A 17,547-nucleotide genomic window follows, 5' to 3' on the forward strand; every position below is an offset into this window, starting at 1 on the left:
ACATCAGGAGTGCGCTTCCGCCCAGGAAGCGCCCCAGCCCATACTCACCTCCAGGGGGACGGCGAGCTGCGCCACCCCTTCCATACGTGCCCGCAGGGCCTGACTGGCCTCCTGCAGACGCTCCTCCGCGACCTCCAGAATCAATTCGTCGTGTACCTGCAGGATCATTCGCCCCCGCGACCGGTCTTCCTGTAACCAGGAGTCGACGGCGATCATCGCCAATTTGATTAGATCGGCGGCGCTGCCCTGCAACGGGGCATTGATGGCGGCACGCTCGGCGTACGCCCGGCGCGCCGGATTGCGCGATTGAATCTCAGGCACATAGAGACGGCGGCCATAGAGGGTTTCGACAAAACCTTGCTCTCGCGCCCGTTTGCGGCTTTCCTCCATATACGCCCGGACCCCGGGATAGCGCTCGAAATAGCGCTGCATGTACGCCCGTGCACTGGCCTGATCGACCCCCAGCTGCTGCGCCAGGCCAAAGGCAGTCTGGCCGTAGATCAGACCAAAATTGATCGCCTTGGCGGCCCGTCGTTGCTCCGCATCGACGTCCTCCAGCGGAATCTGGAAGACCTCAGCGGCGGTTGCCCGGTGGACGTCTTCCCCCGCCGCAAAGGCAGCGAGCAGACCCTCATCGTGGGAAAAATGCGCCATGAGACGAAGTTCGATCTGTGAGTAATCGGCGCTCAGCAGCAGGTGCCCCGGCTCGGCGATGAAGGCGGCACGGATCCGTCGCCCCTGCTCCGTGCGCACCGGGATGTTCTGGAGATTCGGATCGCTGGAGGAAAGTCGTCCCGTAGCCGCCACTGCCTGGCGATAGTGGGTGTGCACACGCCCGGTACGCGGATGGATCATCTGCGGCAAGGCATCGGCGTAGGTGTTCCGCAGCTTGGCGAGGCTGCGATATTCGAGAATCAGGCCCGGTAGGGGTGAATGGCTGGCCAGTTGCGCGAGACTATCCTCGTCGGTCGAGGCCTGCCCGCCCTTGGTCTTCTTCTGGCTTGGCAACTGCATCTTGTCGAAGAGGATTTCCTGAATCTGCTTGGGGGAAGATAAATTGAAGGGCTGCCCAGCCAATTCCTGCGCCTCCCGCTCGACCTGCTGCATGGCCGCAGCCAGCTCACTACTGAGGGCCTCCAACTGCTGCCGGTCGATCTTCACTCCTGCCCATTCCATACGCGCCAATACCAGCGCAAGGGGCATTTCGATCTCTACAAACACCCGCCGCAGCCCCGCTTCCGTGTCGATCCGCGGCCACAGCAGAGCATCTAGGCGCAGGCAGACATCAGCGTCTTCCGCCGCGTAGGGCAGGGCCTCGCGGATCGGAACCTCGGCGAAACTGCGTTGCTTTTTGCCTTTGCCAGCGACGTCCTCATAGGCGATGTTCTGGTGCTGCAGAAAGCGCTCCGCCAGATGATCCAGGTCGTGCGGCCCGTTGGAGTCCAGCACATAACTTTCGAGCAGGGTATCGCGCAGCAGGCCCTGCGGCTCTATGCCCTGACCCCAAAAGATCTGCCAGTCGAACTTGGCATTCTGGGCAATCTTCGCCGCGTCCGATTCCAGCCAAGATCGTAGTTCTGCAAGGACTTGCTCGCGCGGCAACTGCCGCCCCTCGCGGTGTCCGAGGGGCAGGTAGGCTGCCTCTATCTCGTCGCCCTCCCGCCAAGCAAAGGAAATCCCCACCAGCTCGGCATCATGGGGATTGAGAGAGGTGGTTTCGGTATCGATGGCCACCCGCTCTGCCGCCGTTATCCGCGCCAGGAGATCTTGCAGGGCGTCTTCCGTATCGATCAGTAGGTAGCGACTGCGGTCGATGGGATCTCCTGAGAGAGGGGAAAATCCCGCAGGATCCCCTGTCGCTGCCAACTCGGTCTGCAACTCGCGGCGCCAGCTATTGAAGCCCAGACGTTCCGCCAGGGCAAGAAGCGCCGCCGTATTGGCCGGCTGTTGCACGAGCGCGGCGGCGGGGAGCTCCAGATCACAGCGAATCCTGGCCAAGTCCCGGCTGCGTGGTAGAAAGTCACGACTGGCACGCAGGGCATCACCAATCTTGCCGCCAATTTCATCGGCATGCGCAAGAAGATTGTCCAGGGTGCCGTATTGTCCCAGCCATTTGGCCACCGTCTTGGGTCCGGCGCCCGGCACGCCCGGAATGTTGTCCACCTTGTCGCCCACCAAGGCAAGGTAGTCCACCATCTGTTCCGGCGGGACGCCAAACTTGTCGCGCACTCCCTGCCCATCGAGCACGGTGTTTTTCATGGTATCGACGATTTGCGTACGCGCATCGATGAGCTGCGCAAGATCCTTATCGCCGCTAATGATCAGGAGGGGGCGATCGGCAGGCGTGGCGCAGGCGAGGGTGCCGATGACATCATCGGCCTCGACGCCCGCCTCACGCAGCAGGGGCAGGCCCATGGCCGCTATCCACTGCAGCAGAGGCTCGATCTGCACGCGCAGTTCCTGTGGCATGGGCGGACGTTGTGCCTTGTATTCGGGGTAGATCGCATCCCGAAAGGTCGGCCCGGCGGCGTCGAAAACGACGAAGATCTCGCCCTGCGGATACTCGCGCCGCAACCGTCGCAACATGTTGACCACCCCATAGATGGCGCCGGTTGGCAGGCCATCGGGGGCGCGCAGGTCCGGGAGGGCATGAAAGGCGCGGTAGAGAAAACTGGAGGCATCAACCAGGATACGAGAATTTTCGGTCATGAGCAGGACTTTTCGGCAGCTTTCCCCCATAATACGGAAAATTTGAGCAGCTACGGTAGGCCTGCAATGCGCGCACCCCTGGACACGGAACGTCTTCTTGACGGCGGCGAGAGTCGCCTCACCCGCGAAGCCTGGAAAATCTTTCAGATCATGGCGGAGTTTGTGCGCGGCTATGAAAAGCTGGCCGCCGTTGAGCCCTGTGTCAGTATCTTCGGCTCGGCGCGGCTGCCCGAGGAGCACCGCTGGTATCAGCAGACCTTGAGCATTGCCGAGAAACTCTCCAACGCCGGTTTTTCGGTGATCAGTGGCGGTGGTCCGGGCGTCATGGAGGCGGCCAATCGCGGTGCCTATCGCGGCACCGGCTACAGCATCGGTCTCAACATCGAACTGCCGCATGAGCAACACAGCAATCCCTATCAGGACATCTCCCTGTCCTTCGAACATTTTTATTCGCGCAAGGTGATGTTCATGAAGTACGCTGCCGCCTATGTGGTCATGCCCGGCGGCTTTGGTACCCTCGATGAACTCGCGGAATGCCTCACCCTGGTGCAGACCGGCAAGACCCGCCGCATGCCCATCATTCTTTTCGACTCCGGCTTTTGGAATGGATTGATCGACTGGTGGAAAAGCACCATGCTGGCGCACGGCACCATCAACGAGGCCGACCTGGATCTGGTCACCGTACTCGACGATCCCGATGCCGTTGTTGCTGCTATCTTTGATCATTACGAAAAACGCGGTTTTGCCCCCTCGTCGGCAGAAACCGAAGCCCTGCTCAACCTGTAACAAGGGAGGAACCTCGTCATGCCGCGTACTCTTGCAATCTTTCTGGGTCTGGGGGCATTTCTCTGCGCTGGCGTTGTGCTGGCCGAGAGCGGCCCCGAGAAATACCCCTATCATCTGCCACGCCTGGCACCGCCCAAAAACAGTGTGCCCGAGGCCCAACTCCATGTGCCCAAGGGCTCCCGGATCGAAGAATACAAGGCCGATGGCGAGGTCTACATGGTCAAGGTCATCCCGCCCAAGCCCTTCCCTCCGTACTATCTCGTCAACCGCAGCGGCCATGGCTTCACCCGTGTACCCAATTCCGATGCGGAAAAAATGGATGTCCCGCAGTGGACTCTCTTCCGCTGGTAAACGCATGGCTGTCTACACCGAACTCCCCGATGCCGAGTTGGCAAGCTTTCTGGCCGCCTATGACCTTGGCAGCCTGGAACAGATTACCGGCATCTGCGCGGGTACCGAGAACAGCAACTTTTTTCTCGATACCCAAGGCGGCCGCTTCGTTCTGACCATTTTTGAACGTCTGCCGCGAGAGAGCATCCCTTATTACCTGCACGTTACGGAGTGGCTGAGTCAGCACGGCATTCCCTGCCCGGCGCCAGTGCATTCGCGCGCTGGCGAGATCCTCGGTACTCTCTGCGGTAAACCGGCCGCCATCGTGCAACGCCTGGCCGGGCAGTCCATCGAGGGCCGCGTGCCCAACGAGGCCGAGATCAGCGCCCTCGGGCAGCTGCTCGCACGCATGCATCTCGCTGGTCGCGGCTTTCCCGAGGAGCATCCGAACCCCGCCGGGCTCGGCTGGTGCCAGGAAACCGGCAGACGGCTGTTCCCCAAGTTGAGCCCGGCCGAAAGAGAGCTGCTTGCCGATGAACGGGAAACGCAGAAGCAATGGCCCCGCGATAAGCTGCCCGGCGGGGTGATTCACGCCGATCTCTTCCCCGATAACGTCCTCTTTCAGGGCAACACCATCACCGGTACCATCGACTACTACTACGCGGGTGACGATGCCTGGCTCTATGATCTGGCCATCGTCGCCAATGCCTGGTGCTCCTTCCCCGATGGCAGTCTCGACAAAAACCTTGCCGCCATTCTCTGGCAAGCCTACGAAAGCGTCCGCCCTTTCGAACGGCGCGAGCATGGCCTGTGGTTTCCCTACATGCGTGCCGCCGCCTTGCGCTTCTGGCTCCTGCGTCTGGAGGCCAAGCATTTCCCCCGCGGCGGCCAGCTCACCGAGCTACGTGATCCGGAGGAATATCAGCGCATTTTGGAGCGGCGCCGCGAGTTTTGTTGATCGCTGCATGCTTCAAGACTTAGGTCGCGACCAAAAGCCCGCCAGCCAAAGGGCGACACCAAAGAAAAGCCCCTCTCCCGCAGGCAAGATCCAGTCCCAAGGATGCCCACCCATGGCAATGGAAGCGAAGAGCGCCAGCGCGGCAATCATCAAAAAGATGCCCGCCCGCTCCACCCAGCGACTGAAGACCTCGCGATCGATCCCCTGTATCCAGTCCCACAGGCCCAGGCGCGTCAGAATCCGCCGCGTTTCTGCGGGAAACCACAACGCCAACACAATACCCAGCACAAACAGGGTGTTCAACAGATAGAGTATGATCATCAGACGCCCCCCTCTTTGCTATCATCATACTTTTTCGTCCCTTTATGGGAAAGCCTGAAAATCACGATATACTGGGCGTAATCCATCTGGGAGGAAAGATGTCCGACGATTCCCGCGACAATCCCTGGCCACGCGAGGCACGCTGGCTGCATGCCGGTATCGCCTTTGGTGTCACCTGGCAGCTCTTCAGCTCCTTATGGATGACGCCGGATTTTCAGCATGCCGACTACGGCAGTATTACCCAGCTACTTTTCAGTACCCATGCCTGGATCGGCCTGACGACGGCGCTCTTTCTGCTCTGGGAATGGTTGTGGATCTTCACCACCCCTGCTATTCGCGCCCAGCTATTCCCCCTGCGCGGACCCTGGCGACCCATCTGGGACGATCTGCGTGCCCTGCTACGCGGCCGCTTACGGCCCAGTGGACCGGCACCAGGACTCGCTGCGATCGTACATGGTCTCGGGCTCCTACTGGTCAGTTGGATGGCGCTCACCGGTACCGCCATCTTCTTCTTTCTACCCCAGGGCGGTACCCCGCCCGGCGCCATCCTGCAGGCCCTCATCCCCCTGCATAAGGCACTGGCCAATCTCGTCTGGGCCTACTGGATCGGTCATGTCGCCTTTACCCTGCTGCACGCGCTGCGCCGCGATGGCATCTGGAACATCTTCCGTCTGTTCGAGCTCTGAGCTGTGGTCATGGCAAGGACCAAGGCGCAGATCTCAGGGACGGATATTCGCTACGATGCTCCTGCACCAGACGTACCGCCCGTTCACGCACTTCGGGGGAGTACTTCTTGGCTCTGTTCATGGCTTCATTCTCTCTCGAATCGAAGCCTCCTCAAAACCCGGGGTGGTTCACTTTGCCTCTACGAGAATCGTCATTTGGAATGATTGATTGAGCCTCGGTGGACCTCATGAATGAATCAGCGGCGTCGCAGAAAGCTTGACACCCAGGGCATGAAGCAACTTTAGCATAGTGTCATAACGTGGTTTGGCGCCCGGTGTGAGGGCTTTGTAGAGACTCTCGCGGCCAAGGCCAGCGTCCTTGGCGAGTTGTGCCATGCCGCGGGCTCGGGCAACGTCACGAACGGCGGAAAGAAACACGTCGGGGTTTTGATCTTCCAGTGCCGCGGTCAAGAACTCCGCGATGGTTTCTTCGTCGTCGAGGTAGTCAGCAGCGTCAAAAGGGGCAAGTTTGGCCATGGTTCACTCCTTGTCCAAAGAGCGCGCCATCTCAATGGCGCGTTTGATGTCGCGCTTCTGGGAAGACTTATCGCCAGCCAGCAGAAGCAAATAGACCACCACTCCTCGGCGTGTGTAATAGACACGATAGCCGGGGCCGACATGTACGCGCATTTCGGAGACGCCCTCACCGACCGGCTCGCAGTCGCCGAAATTGCCATGTTCGGCAGAGCGAATACGATGAGCGATGCGCGCACGATCAACCTTGTCCTTCAAGGCTGAGAGTCAAGCATCGAATTCGTCCGTCCGAAGAAAGGTGTTCATGAGCTTAGTGTATCCGTACGGATACTACTGCGCAACTACTCATGCTCCATGTGTAGCCTGAGAGGCCCAACGTGAAGATAACCGGCTTGCGCGGCTTTTCGTGCAGGTCCGGTTGACCGCAGCGTTATGCCTCGGTGGTGTAGTAACAAAAATTCTTGACTTCTCGAATTACCGTTATCAAAATAAAATCAATAAACAGGCACATTCTCTGGGATGAAGCCAAGCGGGAAGCCAACCTCAACAAGCATGGGCTAGATTTCCTCGATGCCGTGATGGTGCTGGAGAGCCCTTACCACTTGGACGTCGAGAGCGTGCGAGGCGGCGAACAGCGCACACAGTCGTTCGCTTACGTGTTTGATGTGCTGGCGGTGCTGACGGTGGTGCATGTGGCGCGGGAAGAGGCGCTGCGGATTGTTAGCTTTCGGCCGGCGAGTGAAGAGGAAAGGAGCGGTTACCATGGCTGGCTCGAAGATGACTTCAAATGAACCTAATAAGATGCGCGCCGCCCTCAAGCGCGGTGAAAGCAAGACCGACGCGGCGAAAGTGCGCGGAAAGGCACCGTATGTATGGGACGGCAAGAACGAGGACGAGCGACCGATGTCGCGCGAGGAGATGCAGGCCGGGATTGAAGCATACCGGAGACAGCGCGGGCGCCCAGCAGGAAGCGACAAAGAATCGACCACCATTCGCTTTGACCGCGACGTTCTCGCGGCCTTCCGTGCAGGCGGTCCGGGTTGGCAGACGCGCATGAATGCGGCTCTGCGCGACTGGCTCAAAACTCACTCCCCAGTTTAATGTCCGAGGCATAAGGTGGAGGTCACCGGCGCTGGGCGGCTTTATGCGCCGGTCCGCTCGACTGCCGGGTTATAGCTCTCAGATTACCAATTGTCATGGCGCTCTTGGCGGTAGTTTGTGACTTCAATTCGCCAGCGTGACCATCGATTTCCTTGAGGTTTTCCCAACCGCGCTTGTAACGATCCGATTCCACTTGTGACTCCCAACGTCTGACATAACCGGCTGGCGCGGCCTTATCGCGCCAGTCCGTGTTGATGGATTGGTTGGGCCTCTGCTCACTCATAATGTGTCCACATACGCAGGACACGAACCGTTTTCTCTTTGGTAAAGACTTCATAAACTATGCGGTGCTGAATATTGATGCGGCGAGAGTATGCGCCGGCAAGATCACCGACCAACTTCTCGAAGGGTGGTGGATTTTGAAATGGGTCGTTGGCAAGAACCTCGAGCAGTTCTTGTGCCTTTGCTTTAAGGCCACTTGCAGCAAGCTTCTTTGCGTCCTTCATTGCTTGCTTGGCATAAACAACTTCCCAACTCACCACTTAAGCGCCTTCGAGCTTTTTGCAAGGGGTTCGGCCATACCAGCCTTGATGGACTCGCGCATGCCGGGTACGGCCAGTAGATACAAGGTTTCTTGAATTGCGCTCCAGTCTTCCGCAGAAAGCAACACGGCACTGCTGCGTTTTCCAGAAATGATGATTGGCTCATGAGACTCTACTGTTTGATCAATGAGTCGGTACAGATTTGCGCGAGCTTCGCTGGCGGTAAGTGTATTCATTTCACGCTCCTTCAAAGAAGTCTTGATGGTACGCCATTACGTACGTTTGTCAAGTGGCTATGCGAGCGTCACAGGAAGGCCAATCAGGATAGGAGGAAGCCTCACGGCTCCCCCCTCCCACACCACCGGACGTACGGATCACGTATCCGGCGGTTCGATGAATTGCATTCTTACCGGGCCGCAAGGCTCGGCACTCCCAGGTTCTTGAAGAAGGCCAATGGTCAGCGCCGGTGTCTTCGACTGCCGCCACGGCCCATGCGCCGACTTACTGGTGTTCCACGCTTCGCGCACAGACACGCCACGCTTGCGCAGTTGCCGGTAACCGGCCGATCCCCATTGTTTCCAGACGTAGCAGCGTAGCTTGCGTCGTACCCACTTGTCGATATCGCGCAGAGGGCTGTAGCAGCAAATTAGTAATGTCCGCTTTCGGCACGTTAGAAATGTCCGCCTGGAAGAGTAGAGAGGCAAGGACGAATGACGCAGGAGCGGATAGAGATGAGCGAGCGGGAGCTCAAGCGGTTTGCGGTGCTGCAGCAGGTGATCGATGGGAGCCGAAGTCAGGGGCAGGCAGCGCTGGCATTAGGCTTGTCGGAGCGGCAGATTCGGCGCTTGCAGCGCGGGGTTGAGCGGGAAGGGGCACGGGCATTGATCAGTCGACGCCGTGGCAGACCCTCCAACCGAAGGGTAGAGACGACGGTCCGGGAGGGCATCCTGGCGCAGGTGCGGGCACGCTATGCGGACTTTGGCCCCACCTTGGCAGCGGAATATCTGCGCGCAGATGGCTATACCGTATCGAAGGAGACGCTGCGTCGCTGGATGATCGCTGCGGGCCTGTGGCAAGCCCAGCGCAAGCGGCGCACGCGCCTGCACCCACCCAGGCCGCGCCGAGCGCGACTGGGGGAATTGATCCAGATCGATGGCAGTCCCCACGATTGGTTCGAAGGCCGTGGGCCGCGCTGCACCCTGATCGCCTTCATTGACGATGCCACCAGTCGGGTCTTGTATGCCCGTTTTGCGCCGGTAGAAAGCAGTCAGGCCTACCTGTCCGCCCTACAGACCTACGTCACGACTCATGGCTGCCCCGTGGCGCTCTACAGCGATCGGCACAGCATCTTCACCAAACACAACCCAGAAGACAACGAACCCACGCAGTTTCAGCGTGCCACCGAAGCCTTGGGAATTGCCACCATCCAGGCCTTGAGCCCACAGGCCAAAGGTCGGGTAGAACGCCTGTTCCAAACGCTTCAGGATCGCCTGGTCAAGGCCTTGCGCCTGAAGGGTATCAGCGATCAGGATACCGCCAACGCTTGGCTCCCCCAGTACCTGCAGCAACACAATGCGCGCTTTGCCGTGGCGGCATGCGACGACGAGGACGCCCACCAACCCTATGATGGAAGTCCAGAAACTCTCGCCCGGATCTGCGCCATCCACCACCGCCGTACCCTATCCAAGGACCTGGTGCTGTCCTTTCAAAGACAGCGCTACATCATCCAGACCGGTGGCGCCCCACGCTATGCACTGCGCGGACGGAAAGTCGATGTCGTGGTCCATGCCGACGGGCGAATCGAGCTGGTAACTGGCGGCGAAGTCTTGCCCTACCAGGTCTTCGATTCGCCCCAGCAAATCCCCCATCCTGTCGATGACAAAAGCCTCAACGCTCGCGTCGATGCGATCCTGACTTCCCGACGTTGGTCAGAAAAATCCCGGCCTGCTGCCGACCATCCCTGGCGTCGTTACCCCACCGTAGATCGTCCTGGAAAGTAATCCATACCCAGGAGAACCGGACATCTCTATCTTGCCCAACGCCGGACATTTCTAATGTGCCTTGACATATCGCGCAGAGGGCTCAGCACCTCGGCGATGCCGAAGTACGCTTTCCAACCAAGCAGGGCTTTCCTCAGCTCTGCCACGATAACGCCAATGTTGTTGCCTCGCGGACGACGGGTCAGTTCCCGCACCCGGTCCTTCAGCTTTGTGATAGCCTTGTCGGCTACCTTCAGCCTAGCTCCGTTGCGGCTGACCGTGAAGCCCAGAAACTTGCGGTTCTTGGGCCTGTCCACCGCGCTTTTCAGCGGATTCACTGTGAGCCTCAGTGTGTCGCTGACGTAGCGTGTCACGCTGCCCATCACCCGCTCTCCCGCACGTTTGCTTCGGACCAGAATATTGCAGTCGTCGGCATAACGGGCGAAGCGGTGGCCACGCCGGTCCAGTTCCCAATCCAGTTCATCCAACACCACATTGGCCAGTACTGGCGAGAGTGGGCCGCCTTGCGGCGCGCCCATCGTCGTCGGCTCGATGTGTCCACCGACGCTCACGCCCGCCTTCAGGAAGCGATTGACCAGGCGCAGCAGGCCGGTATCAAGGCAACGGCTATTCAGTCGCGCCATCAGCCGGTCATGGTTGACCCGCTCAAAGAAGGCTTGCAAGTCCATGTCCACCACCCAGCCGTAACCTGCGCGGATTGTCCCCTGTACTTCGCGCACGGCCTGATGGGCCGAACGTTCAGGGCGGAATCCGTAGCTGTGGCAATGAAAATGCGGTTCCCATTGGGCCGATATAACTTGCGCAATGGCTTGCTGGATGAAGCGGTCCAACACCGTAGGGATGCCCAGCGACCGGGTCTTGCCGTCCGCTTTCGGGATGTCCACGCGCTTGACCGGTTGCGGGCGGTACTGCCCCGCCTCCAATTGCGCGCGAATTCCCGGCCAGTGGTGGCGAAGGTAGCCCGGCAATTCATCGACGCTCATGCCGTCAATGCCGGGCGCGCCTTTGTTCTGGCGCATTTGCTTCAATGCGCGTTGCAGATTGGCCCGTTCCAACACCTGGGCCAGCAACGCTTGGGGGTGAATCGACCCCGGTTGTCCTGACGGTCCAGCGACGAGTTCATCCTGCGGTATGCCCGCAGCCTGCCTTGGCAGGTGGTCAGATGCGTTCCCGTCTCTCTCCATCATGGTCCTTCGTCTTTCATCGTTCGGGCCTTCGGCGGGGGCGCCGCTTACTATGCCCTCTGCTGACTTCTCCACAGTATTCAGCGTTCGTTTCCAAACGCCCAGCTTCGAGCTTCCGAAGCACTGGGGAGATCTCCCGGGATAAGACACGTTACCTTCACTGCATAGACGCCGGATTTACAAAATGCACCCCATTCGCAGATGGAGGGCTTCGCGGTCACGTGCCCGCTCGCCCCGGATGCATCACGCCTCATATCCGGTTTTTGTTCATCGCCCCGCAGCTTCGGATTGGGCTTCCTCCAGACCCCGCCTCGCGGCGACACACTTGCCCTTCTCCTTGCCTTCGGCTCTGCGTATACCTGGCCACAGGACTCTCACCTGCAAGGAGAGCGAAAACGGCTGAACACGTCCTGTGTCTCGCGATCATGTTTCAGGAAATCCGTGGCGAGCACGAAATTCGGGCAGTAGTTTGCTTGTGCCGGTGCTTGTATGGCGATACGCCCGGAGGGGCGCAGAGCATTGTGGCAATTTAGGACGGCGCGAGATGGGTCGCGAAACCACTGAAATGCGGAATTGCAAAAGATTACGTCAAAGCGCGAAGGCATATCGAGCGTTTCTGCGATTCCGATATAAAACTCGATATTCTTGCCGTAATGGTGTGTCGCCTCGGCAATCATTTCATCGGTCGGATCAGTGCCGACAACGATTCCATCGGTTTTCGAACGGATAGTTTGTGTGAGGTGGCCTGTTCCACAGCCGAGATCCAGAACATCATCGGTTCGTGAAATTTGCAACATCTCGAACAGACGCTCGCTCGCGGATTTCTGAAGCGTGGCTGTCTGCTGATACTTCGGAGCGATAGTGGTGAAGTTACTCATCGCGACTGTTCCTGTGATGCCCAACGTTTGAATTCACCGGCCTGCGCGGCTTTTTGCGCAGGTCCGGTGGAATGATGGGTTAGCCGACTCATAGCTGTGTTAGCCATACCGAAATCACAATCATCACTAACACGGTGAACCAAAAAAATGTGTTGTTGCGATCTATTTGGGCCAGAACGCGTGCGAACTTGATGGGAAGCACCACTGCGAATACAGAAACCATAAACAGGGGAACTGTGACAGCCCAAGTAAGCAAATAGTAGAAGACGAAAAAGGCGAGAAATACTAGTGAGACAGCGCCGCCAATGGCAAGTGGGTTTGATACCTTTGGGAGGTTGAAATGTAATGTTGCCGCGGCTTGCTGAAACGGGAGAAGCAGGATTTCCGTAAAAGTGGTGTGAAAGAGCAGATCAAAGACACCCATGAGAAGTGGGCCAAAAATCATTAGCGCATGGTTTTTTGAAAATTCACCAATAGTGTTCTTGTGGTCGATGACCCACTTGATTGAGAACCAGCCCATAAAAGTAAACCCAAATACCCAGAACAGGGATAGAAAATTCGTTTGGCTTTGCTGGGAAAATCGTTGAAAAGCAAAAAGACAGGCGAACAAAAAAACGCTTGCCCAGCCATAGAGGCGGCGAAGGAAGCGCAGCCCACTTATGATTGTGGCATCTTCAAGCCTGTTGTTAAGTCTTGAGTAATGCCCCTCAATCGCTGACAGAAATGCGTCAATTTTTGTGTTTCTTCTGGTCTTTTCGCCAACCCAATAAACACTGATCAGCACAACCATGAGAGTAAGCGTAATTTTGAGCATGGCAGTAGTCGGCTAACGTAGAGCTAACCGGCGCTGCGCGGCTTTATCGCGCAGCGTCCAGAGAGCGAAGCGAACGGGGTTGAGCGCCGGGTTAGAACTCTTTGGTGACAAGACGCCCGCCTTTCTCAAGTGAAAGTCCGAGGTTGCTCAGTACGGCGGCGAGCATTTGGTTGAAAACTTCTGTAGAAACGTCTATTCCGTGCTGTGCTTGCTCAAGGGTAATTGCTTGGCCTTGATGAATTACAGCGTTTCTGAGCTCCTGAATATCAGCTGCCTCTCGAAGTAATGGCTTTGCTTCTGGTTGTCGACGTAGCGTGGTCAGTTCAACGCCTGCCAGTTCTACAAACAATTTCGCAAGAAGTTTTTCATATCGCATAAATCCAGTTTGCGAGAGCGCGGCCGCAACTACAAGTTCAGCTAGAGATTCGTTATGGACGAGCCCGTAGACGACCGGTCTGAGCAAGGATGACTTGAGAAACAACTCGGTAGCCGATGCGGCGAATACCAATGCGGCACTGTGATGTCCATTCGCGTGAAGCATCTTCGCTTCTTTGAACGCTCGGGCAGCTGGCACGAGAACTTCCGGATGAGCAACATAGTAAGAGCGCAGGCGTTCGCTGGTGAATTCGGCGATCGCTTGTTCTTTGTGTTCGGGATACAGCTCACGAAACATGCTCTCGTAAGCTTCGTCCCATGCTGCATCTTCTGGGCTGTAGCTCATGGCTGAGTTCTAACGTGTAGGTCACCGGCGCTGCGCGGCTTTATCGCGCAGCGTCCGGTGGACCGCCGGGTTAGCGCTACTTGAACAATCTTTCACGGAGGATGGTGTTGCAGCGCACTGCGATTGAGCCAAAGAACCAAGTTGTTAGACCAAGCGCTCCAAGAATTGCGGTGAGGAACCAGCCTTTGATTCCCCAAGTATCAAGCGGAGTTTTGTTTGCAACCTCCAAATACTCTGGAACAACTTTGGCCAGAACAAAACCGTAGAAGCCTGAGACGAGAAAGCCGCAAATAGCGAAAAAAGCAACCAATGCGGTTGGCATTTCCGCATAGGACGCGAATTTCTTACGGGTCTTCCATGCGCTCCAAAGTTTGTTTAGCACGCTCATGCTCCCTATTGTTGATTGGTGCGGAGGGAAGGAATCGAACCTTCCACGTTCACTCTTGGCAGGCTACACAAATTCATGTTCGCGATCTCTCGCTTGGGTTGGAATTTCCACCAGGCTCCGCAGGAACGCAATTCCGCACCAAACACATGCCATGAAATAAGAAACGGCGAATGAGTTTTCCATGATTACCTCCATTGTTGTTAAGACAACTGCAATAACGGAAATGAAAATGTCCAACCCAAACGAGACTGCAACGCTCATTTCAATGTGTACCTGTACCTCCAAGTCGGTCGAGTTGCGATGATTCTGTAGCGCTAACGTTTAGCTTGAGGGGCGCGGAAACAGGCGGCGAAGCCGGCTGTTGGAGCGTCCTACTCGAAGCGTTTATTAGGGCAATAGCCAATCACGGTCAGGGCGTGTAAGTTGACGTGCATTGTTGTAGGCCATGTCTAATGTGAGGCAGGTTGCAGCGCGGTAGAAATTGCCCATGTCTTCTACAACGATGGCGAGGTCTGCTTTGTTTGGATTGCCAAGACACAAGGGCAAAAGCAATTGGACACGGCCTCTGTAAAAGTGAGGAATTGCGGTCTTGTAGTTTCTGCGCACTCTCTCTTTTGCATTGTCTAGAGCGCCTTTTAAGAACGTTTGTAACGCATACTCGCCCATGCTTAGATATGGCTCTGGAAACCGATCTTTGTTGTCCGAAATGATGTGCTCAACATTCGAGCGAACTTTTTTTCTGGGATCGAAAACAAGCGCTGACGGGTCTTCAAAATAGTGAGCCATAGGGGGTAGTTGAGAGAACTTGGTTAAATCGTTCTCTCCTTTTCTACGCCAGTTTGTGAAGTGCCAGTCTTGCTTTGCATTCTGGTTTCTGTTGGTTGTGCAGTAGCAGAAAATTTCTTCTTGGTTTGGCGTGACAAGGCCCGTATTAAATGTAAGAGCCTGACCATCGTCGGACACAAATATTTTGTTTTCGTCTTGCAGGCGTTTGTATGTGTGCTGCAAATAGTTATAAAGGATTGGTTTGTGGTGATTGTCAGATGTGAACTGATAATCCCAGCTTTCCTGCTCGGCTAAATTAGCCAAGTCATCTAGCTTGTCGTCCATCGCGGGGAAAAAGACAAGGTCAAACAATCTTTCAGGCCAGTCTGCCACTGATAATCTCCTTTTGTTGTGTAGCCCTAACGTTTGAATTCAGCGGACGACAAAAAGCGCAGCTTTTTGACGGTCCGCTGGAATGATTTGTTGGGCGTCATACGAACGGTGTGTCGCTTACGCCGTGGACGATGTATCGTTTGATTCTGCCGGTTGGCGTGATAACCGCATTCGCACGCAAATACAGAAGGCCGCTGCGCTTCATGTTGTTTTCATGAAGAGACCAAGTGACGAGGGAGCGTTGCCGTTCTGAACTATTCAAGTCGATGTTGAATGAAACCGTCCTTCGCTCGATGAGGTCGAAGAACTTTCCCCAGCCTGTGAGCGAGTTGTACTTTGTCACGTTGCCGGAAATTTCGTGTGGCGCTGGAACGGTAGAAGGTTGCAGATATAGCAACGTATCCGAATCGAGGGCGGCCAGTTCTTCGCCCCGCGGGCGCGTTACCGCCAATGTAATCTTGTTGTCTTGACGAATTGGTCGGTGGACTTCATCCAATGCAGATTCGAGAACTGCGGGGAGTTCACCAATGGTGGGTTCAATTCTCGTGTCTAGTGCCTTGTAGTAGCCATCGGCACTATTGGTCTTGCCGACAGCCTCGGTCACCGCGTACTTAATGAAATCGTAGAAAACTCCGCTGGATAAGGCTCCGGCGGTCCAAATGGTTGCTTCATACAGGAAGCTACCTTTCTTGGGTGTATCGATGTAAATCTTTGCACCCTTGGCAGCCTCTCCGTGCGTTCGAATCTCTCCATTCAAATATGCGTGGGTAATTATTGAAGTGGCTCGGGCGATTCCGCGTAATGCTACAGCTGCGTCGTAAATTTCGAGCCTTCCGGTATCAGCTGCACCGTGCTCATAGCGAAACTTGAGTTTCAGTTCAGACATTCAATTCCCCAAAGTACTTCTGACGCCCAACGTAGAGCTAACCGGCGGCGCTTTAGCGCCGTCCAGCGACCGGAGGGAGCGAGGTTGAGCGCCGGGTTAGAGCGCGATGCAGCCAGCGGGTTTAGGAATGGTTTATCCACGCGAAGATTCCGACTATGAGAACGACCGTAAGCGCACCACCAAATAAACTCACGAGGGGCTGGCTGGTGTCGCCAATCTTCGGCTTGTAACGCCCGAACGTAATGATTGCGAGATAAAACCTCCCAAGATGAAAGGCCACGACTTCGGATAGAAAATCAAAAACGGCATCAAGCATCTTGGGTTGCGCTCTAACGTGGAGTTAAGGGGCGCCGCGCCTCTGCGGCGTCCCTCTTGAACGTAAAGTTAGACCGCATGACTGAGATGCTCATCGATGAGAGGCGCGACACTGGAAGCTAAAGAGAAAGCAAGATCGTGCGCACCTCCGGGCAAAACATGCAAACGGGCATGTGGCAATAGATCTCTTAAACGCTCACCTACTGCTACAGGACTGATGAGATCAGCATCCCCCCAAATGAGCAAGACCGGTACTTTGATTGATCCAATATTGGCAGACAAGTCGGACTTGTAATCAGTGAACCAACGAGGAAATGATGGGTTGGATTTAAGGAAGGCCGGTCGCCAATCTTCGGCACGAAGATCGCTAACATTAATGCCGCCTGATGTAACTGTGAGAATCAAGTGAGTAATAAATTCTGGCCGTTTAAGCGCAACTTGCATGGCAATAACCCCTCCCATTGACTGAGCAATAATTGCAGTGGGTTGATCAATCTCGGAAATGACTTTAGCAACGAGGTCATCGATGCCATTGATAAGCGGGTCAGTCGGTACTGAACCAAAGCCGGGCCAACCAAGGCGGGTTTTCGATGCGGGATGCATGAGCAACTCAGACACAGGCTCCCAGAAACTGGGATTGCCACCAGCACCTGGCAGAAAAAGTAATTTAGATGGCATGATCACAATATGGCTTTCGCGATTATCGGTCTAACGTTAAATTGAGGGGCAGCCCGCTTTTGGGCTGTCCCTCTCGAATGACGGGTTGGGCGGCAGGCTCATTACCGACCGGGTTGCCATTCTTGATAGAACTGTGTGTTATCGCCGTCCTGCAACCACGACACATCGTGCGAACACCATATGTGCATGACGGGCTTAGAACCGGGGTCTTCGTCGAGTGTTGCCACGCGGACAATGACGTGGGGCTGCGCTAGCCGCTCAGCCATAAGGTGAGAACCGCAAACAGAACAGAAATGTCTGAGCTTCCCCGGGGACGATTCAAAGGCCGATAGTTTTTCTTTACCTTTGACCCAGCGAAAATGCTCTCGCATAACACCAGCGTTCGATGCAAACGGTGCCGCATGAGCCTTGCGACAAGTGCGGCAATGACAGTGACTGATTGGCATATCCAATTGATCGACTTCGTACTCAATCGCACCGCACAAACAACTGCCCTTCATAACTTCCCCTTAAGCAAAATCCGGTAGCCTGATGACGCCCAACGTTCAAGCCCAGCCGACGGCGAAAGCGGGCGAAGCC

Annotated in this window: 23 protein-coding genes and 1 tRNA gene; 7 read left to right on the forward strand and 17 right to left on the reverse strand. The window is 56.4% G+C overall.

All coding sequences use genetic code 11. From position 1 onward, the window contains the following. Positions 1-3 precede the first annotated feature (3 nt). Positions 4-2,709 (reverse strand): DNA polymerase I, encoded by a 2,706-nt coding sequence (polA, locus tag ACQAYK_RS11935; RefSeq protein ID WP_215872069.1) that lies wholly within the window; start codon positions 2,707-2,709, stop codon positions 4-6. Between the two features lie 66 nt (positions 2,710-2,775). Between polA and ACQAYK_RS11940 the strand changes: the two genes are divergently transcribed. The 3 genes from ACQAYK_RS11940 to ACQAYK_RS11950 are packed head-to-tail and all read left to right on the forward strand — an operon-like array spanning position 2,776 to position 4,783. Beyond that, on the forward strand, positions 2,776-3,495 hold the full coding sequence (locus ACQAYK_RS11940; protein ID WP_215872070.1) for an LOG family protein: 720 nt from the start codon (positions 2,776-2,778) through the stop codon (positions 3,493-3,495). Between the two features lie 18 nt (positions 3,496-3,513). Continuing rightward, positions 3,514-3,846: a DUF2782 domain-containing protein gene (locus ACQAYK_RS11945; protein WP_215872071.1), complete on the forward strand. Its 333-nt coding sequence runs from the start codon at positions 3,514-3,516 to the stop codon at positions 3,844-3,846. Continuing rightward, a complete protein-coding gene (locus tag ACQAYK_RS11950) occupies positions 3,815-4,783 on the forward strand; it encodes a homoserine kinase (RefSeq protein ID WP_226827699.1) in 969 nt (322 codons plus the stop codon). The genes ACQAYK_RS11945 and ACQAYK_RS11950 overlap by 32 nt, the downstream gene beginning before the upstream one ends. A 12-nt stretch (positions 4,784-4,795) precedes the next feature. Here the strand turns inward: ACQAYK_RS11950 and ACQAYK_RS11955 are convergent, their stop codons facing one another. Continuing rightward, positions 4,796-5,104, reverse strand: coding sequence for a hypothetical protein (locus ACQAYK_RS11955; RefSeq protein ID WP_215872072.1), 309 nt, complete (start codon positions 5,102-5,104; stop codon positions 4,796-4,798). Between the two features lie 98 nt (positions 5,105-5,202). Here ACQAYK_RS11955 and ACQAYK_RS11960 point away from each other — a divergent pair, with 98 nt between their 5' ends. Next, entirely contained in the window at positions 5,203-5,790 is a 588-nt protein-coding gene (locus ACQAYK_RS11960) for a cytochrome b/b6 domain-containing protein (RefSeq protein WP_215872073.1), read from the forward strand. Between the two features lie 225 nt (positions 5,791-6,015). Here the strand turns inward: ACQAYK_RS11960 and ACQAYK_RS11965 are convergent, their stop codons facing one another. Further along, positions 6,016-6,306 (reverse strand): addiction module antidote protein, encoded by a 291-nt coding sequence (locus ACQAYK_RS11965; RefSeq protein ID WP_215872074.1) that lies wholly within the window; start codon positions 6,304-6,306, stop codon positions 6,016-6,018. A 3-nt stretch (positions 6,307-6,309) separates the two neighbouring features. Next, positions 6,310-6,561 (reverse strand): type II toxin-antitoxin system RelE/ParE family toxin, encoded by a 252-nt coding sequence (locus ACQAYK_RS11970; protein ID WP_226827702.1) that lies wholly within the window; start codon positions 6,559-6,561, stop codon positions 6,310-6,312. Positions 6,562-6,764: 203 nt separating this feature from the next. On the opposite strand from ACQAYK_RS11970, the gene ACQAYK_RS11975 reads away from it, so the two are divergent. Next, a complete protein-coding gene (locus ACQAYK_RS11975) occupies positions 6,765-7,094 on the forward strand; it encodes a BrnT family toxin (protein WP_215872075.1) in 330 nt (109 codons plus the stop codon). Next, entirely contained in the window at positions 7,066-7,404 is a 339-nt protein-coding gene (locus tag ACQAYK_RS11980) for a BrnA antitoxin family protein (protein ID WP_226827704.1), read from the forward strand. The genes ACQAYK_RS11975 and ACQAYK_RS11980 overlap by 29 nt, the downstream gene beginning before the upstream one ends. A 22-nt stretch (positions 7,405-7,426) precedes the next feature. Here ACQAYK_RS11980 and ACQAYK_RS11985 read toward each other — a convergent pair whose 3' ends face one another. Genes ACQAYK_RS11985 through ACQAYK_RS11995 form a run of 3 tightly spaced genes read right to left on the reverse strand, consistent with a single transcriptional unit; the run spans position 7,427 to position 8,182 of the window. Next, positions 7,427-7,687 carry a hypothetical protein gene (locus ACQAYK_RS11985; protein WP_226827707.1) on the reverse strand — a complete coding sequence of 87 codons (261 nt, stop codon included), beginning with the start codon at positions 7,685-7,687 and terminating at the stop codon, positions 7,427-7,429. Further along, the gene (locus tag ACQAYK_RS11990) at positions 7,680-7,943 is read right to left on the reverse strand and encodes a Txe/YoeB family addiction module toxin (protein WP_215872076.1); all 264 of its coding nucleotides are present in this window, start codon (positions 7,941-7,943) and stop codon (positions 7,680-7,682) included. Before ACQAYK_RS11990 ends, ACQAYK_RS11985 begins: the two co-directional genes overlap by 8 nt. Further along, positions 7,940-8,182 carry a type II toxin-antitoxin system Phd/YefM family antitoxin gene (locus ACQAYK_RS11995; protein ID WP_215872077.1) on the reverse strand — a complete coding sequence of 81 codons (243 nt, stop codon included), beginning with the start codon at positions 8,180-8,182 and terminating at the stop codon, positions 7,940-7,942. The genes ACQAYK_RS11990 and ACQAYK_RS11995 overlap by 4 nt, the downstream gene beginning before the upstream one ends. 495 nt (positions 8,183-8,677) lie before the next feature. Here ACQAYK_RS11995 and ACQAYK_RS12000 point away from each other — a divergent pair, with 495 nt between their 5' ends. Further along, positions 8,678-9,946, forward strand: a complete 1,269-nt coding sequence (locus ACQAYK_RS12000; protein WP_215870423.1) for an ISNCY family transposase — start codon at positions 8,678-8,680, stop codon at positions 9,944-9,946. Between the two features lie 26 nt (positions 9,947-9,972). On the opposite strand, the gene ltrA is transcribed toward ACQAYK_RS12000, so the two are convergent. The 10 genes from ltrA to ACQAYK_RS12050 all read right to left on the reverse strand — a co-directional run bounded on the left by ltrA (position 9,973) and on the right by ACQAYK_RS12050 (position 17,468). Beyond that, positions 9,973-11,133 carry a group II intron reverse transcriptase/maturase gene (ltrA, locus tag ACQAYK_RS12005; RefSeq protein WP_483167634.1) on the reverse strand — a complete coding sequence of 387 codons (1,161 nt, stop codon included), beginning with the start codon at positions 11,131-11,133 and terminating at the stop codon, positions 9,973-9,975. Between the two features lie 371 nt (positions 11,134-11,504). Beyond that, positions 11,505-12,008 (reverse strand): class I SAM-dependent methyltransferase, encoded by a 504-nt coding sequence (locus ACQAYK_RS12010; RefSeq protein ID WP_483167635.1) that lies wholly within the window; start codon positions 12,006-12,008, stop codon positions 11,505-11,507. An 88-nt stretch (positions 12,009-12,096) separates the two neighbouring features. Then, positions 12,097-12,822 (reverse strand): hypothetical protein, encoded by a 726-nt coding sequence (locus tag ACQAYK_RS12015; protein WP_483167636.1) that lies wholly within the window; start codon positions 12,820-12,822, stop codon positions 12,097-12,099. 91 nt (positions 12,823-12,913) lie between these two features. Further along, entirely contained in the window at positions 12,914-13,543 is a 630-nt protein-coding gene (locus ACQAYK_RS12020; protein WP_483167637.1) for a hypothetical protein, read from the reverse strand. A 76-nt stretch (positions 13,544-13,619) separates the two neighbouring features. After that, positions 13,620-13,925, reverse strand: coding sequence for a hypothetical protein (locus ACQAYK_RS12025; protein WP_483167638.1), 306 nt, complete (start codon positions 13,923-13,925; stop codon positions 13,620-13,622). 22 nt (positions 13,926-13,947) lie between these two features. Next, positions 13,948-14,052: transfer RNA gene (locus tag ACQAYK_RS12030), tRNA-Gly, on the reverse strand. A 266-nt stretch (positions 14,053-14,318) separates the two neighbouring features. After that, positions 14,319-15,089 carry a DUF3825 domain-containing protein gene (locus tag ACQAYK_RS12035; RefSeq protein WP_483167639.1) on the reverse strand — a complete coding sequence of 257 codons (771 nt, stop codon included), beginning with the start codon at positions 15,087-15,089 and terminating at the stop codon, positions 14,319-14,321. A gap of 97 nt (positions 15,090-15,186) precedes the next feature. Next, positions 15,187-15,975 (reverse strand): DUF7946 domain-containing protein, encoded by a 789-nt coding sequence (locus ACQAYK_RS12040; protein WP_483167640.1) that lies wholly within the window; start codon positions 15,973-15,975, stop codon positions 15,187-15,189. 384 nt (positions 15,976-16,359) lie between these two features. Then, positions 16,360-16,968 (reverse strand): alpha/beta fold hydrolase, encoded by a 609-nt coding sequence (locus ACQAYK_RS12045; RefSeq protein ID WP_483167641.1) that lies wholly within the window; start codon positions 16,966-16,968, stop codon positions 16,360-16,362. 101 nt (positions 16,969-17,069) lie between these two features. Beyond that, positions 17,070-17,468, reverse strand: coding sequence for a GFA family protein (locus ACQAYK_RS12050; protein ID WP_483167642.1), 399 nt, complete (start codon positions 17,466-17,468; stop codon positions 17,070-17,072). Positions 17,469-17,547 lie beyond the last annotated feature (79 nt).

It is taken from the genome of Acidithiobacillus sp. AC3, from assembly GCF_050261095.1.
GTDB classification, from domain to species: Bacteria; Pseudomonadota; Gammaproteobacteria; order Acidithiobacillales; family Acidithiobacillaceae; genus Igneacidithiobacillus; species Igneacidithiobacillus copahuensis.

Coding starts and splice junctions, on each gene's coding strand:
- ACQAYK_RS11985 (WP_226827707.1), bottom strand. CDS start 7,687: ATGAGTGAGCAGAGGCCCAACCAATCCATCAACACGGACTGGCGCGAT.
- ACQAYK_RS11995 (WP_215872077.1), bottom strand. CDS start 8,182: ATGAATACACTTACCGCCAGCGAAGCTCGCGCAAATCTGTACCGACTC.
- ACQAYK_RS11940 (WP_215872070.1), top strand. CDS start 2,776: ATGCGCGCACCCCTGGACACGGAACGTCTTCTTGACGGCGGCGAGAGT.
- ACQAYK_RS11950 (WP_226827699.1), top strand. CDS start 3,815: ATGTCCCGCAGTGGACTCTCTTCCGCTGGTAAACGCATGGCTGTCTAC.
- ACQAYK_RS11980 (WP_226827704.1), top strand. CDS start 7,066: ATGGCTGGCTCGAAGATGACTTCAAATGAACCTAATAAGATGCGCGCC.
- ACQAYK_RS11955 (WP_215872072.1), bottom strand. CDS start 5,104: ATGATCATACTCTATCTGTTGAACACCCTGTTTGTGCTGGGTATTGTG.
- ACQAYK_RS11965 (WP_215872074.1), bottom strand. CDS start 6,306: ATGGCCAAACTTGCCCCTTTTGACGCTGCTGACTACCTCGACGACGAA.
- ACQAYK_RS11960 (WP_215872073.1), top strand. CDS start 5,203: ATGTCCGACGATTCCCGCGACAATCCCTGGCCACGCGAGGCACGCTGG.
- ACQAYK_RS12010 (WP_483167635.1), bottom strand. CDS start 12,008: ATGAGTAACTTCACCACTATCGCTCCGAAGTATCAGCAGACAGCCACG.
- ACQAYK_RS12015 (WP_483167636.1), bottom strand. CDS start 12,822: ATGCTCAAAATTACGCTTACTCTCATGGTTGTGCTGATCAGTGTTTAT.
- ACQAYK_RS12020 (WP_483167637.1), bottom strand. CDS start 13,543: ATGAGCTACAGCCCAGAAGATGCAGCATGGGACGAAGCTTACGAGAGC.
- ACQAYK_RS12040 (WP_483167640.1), bottom strand. CDS start 15,975: ATGTCTGAACTGAAACTCAAGTTTCGCTATGAGCACGGTGCAGCTGAT.
- ACQAYK_RS12000 (WP_215870423.1), top strand. CDS start 8,678: ATGAGCGAGCGGGAGCTCAAGCGGTTTGCGGTGCTGCAGCAGGTGATC.
- ltrA (WP_483167634.1), bottom strand. CDS start 11,133: ATGATGGAGAGAGACGGGAACGCATCTGACCACCTGCCAAGGCAGGCT.
- ACQAYK_RS11945 (WP_215872071.1), top strand. CDS start 3,514: ATGCCGCGTACTCTTGCAATCTTTCTGGGTCTGGGGGCATTTCTCTGC.
- ACQAYK_RS12045 (WP_483167641.1), bottom strand. CDS start 16,968: ATGCCATCTAAATTACTTTTTCTGCCAGGTGCTGGTGGCAATCCCAGT.
- polA (WP_215872069.1), bottom strand. CDS start 2,709: ATGACCGAAAATTCTCGTATCCTGGTTGATGCCTCCAGTTTTCTCTAC.
- ACQAYK_RS12050 (WP_483167642.1), bottom strand. CDS start 17,468: ATGAAGGGCAGTTGTTTGTGCGGTGCGATTGAGTACGAAGTCGATCAA.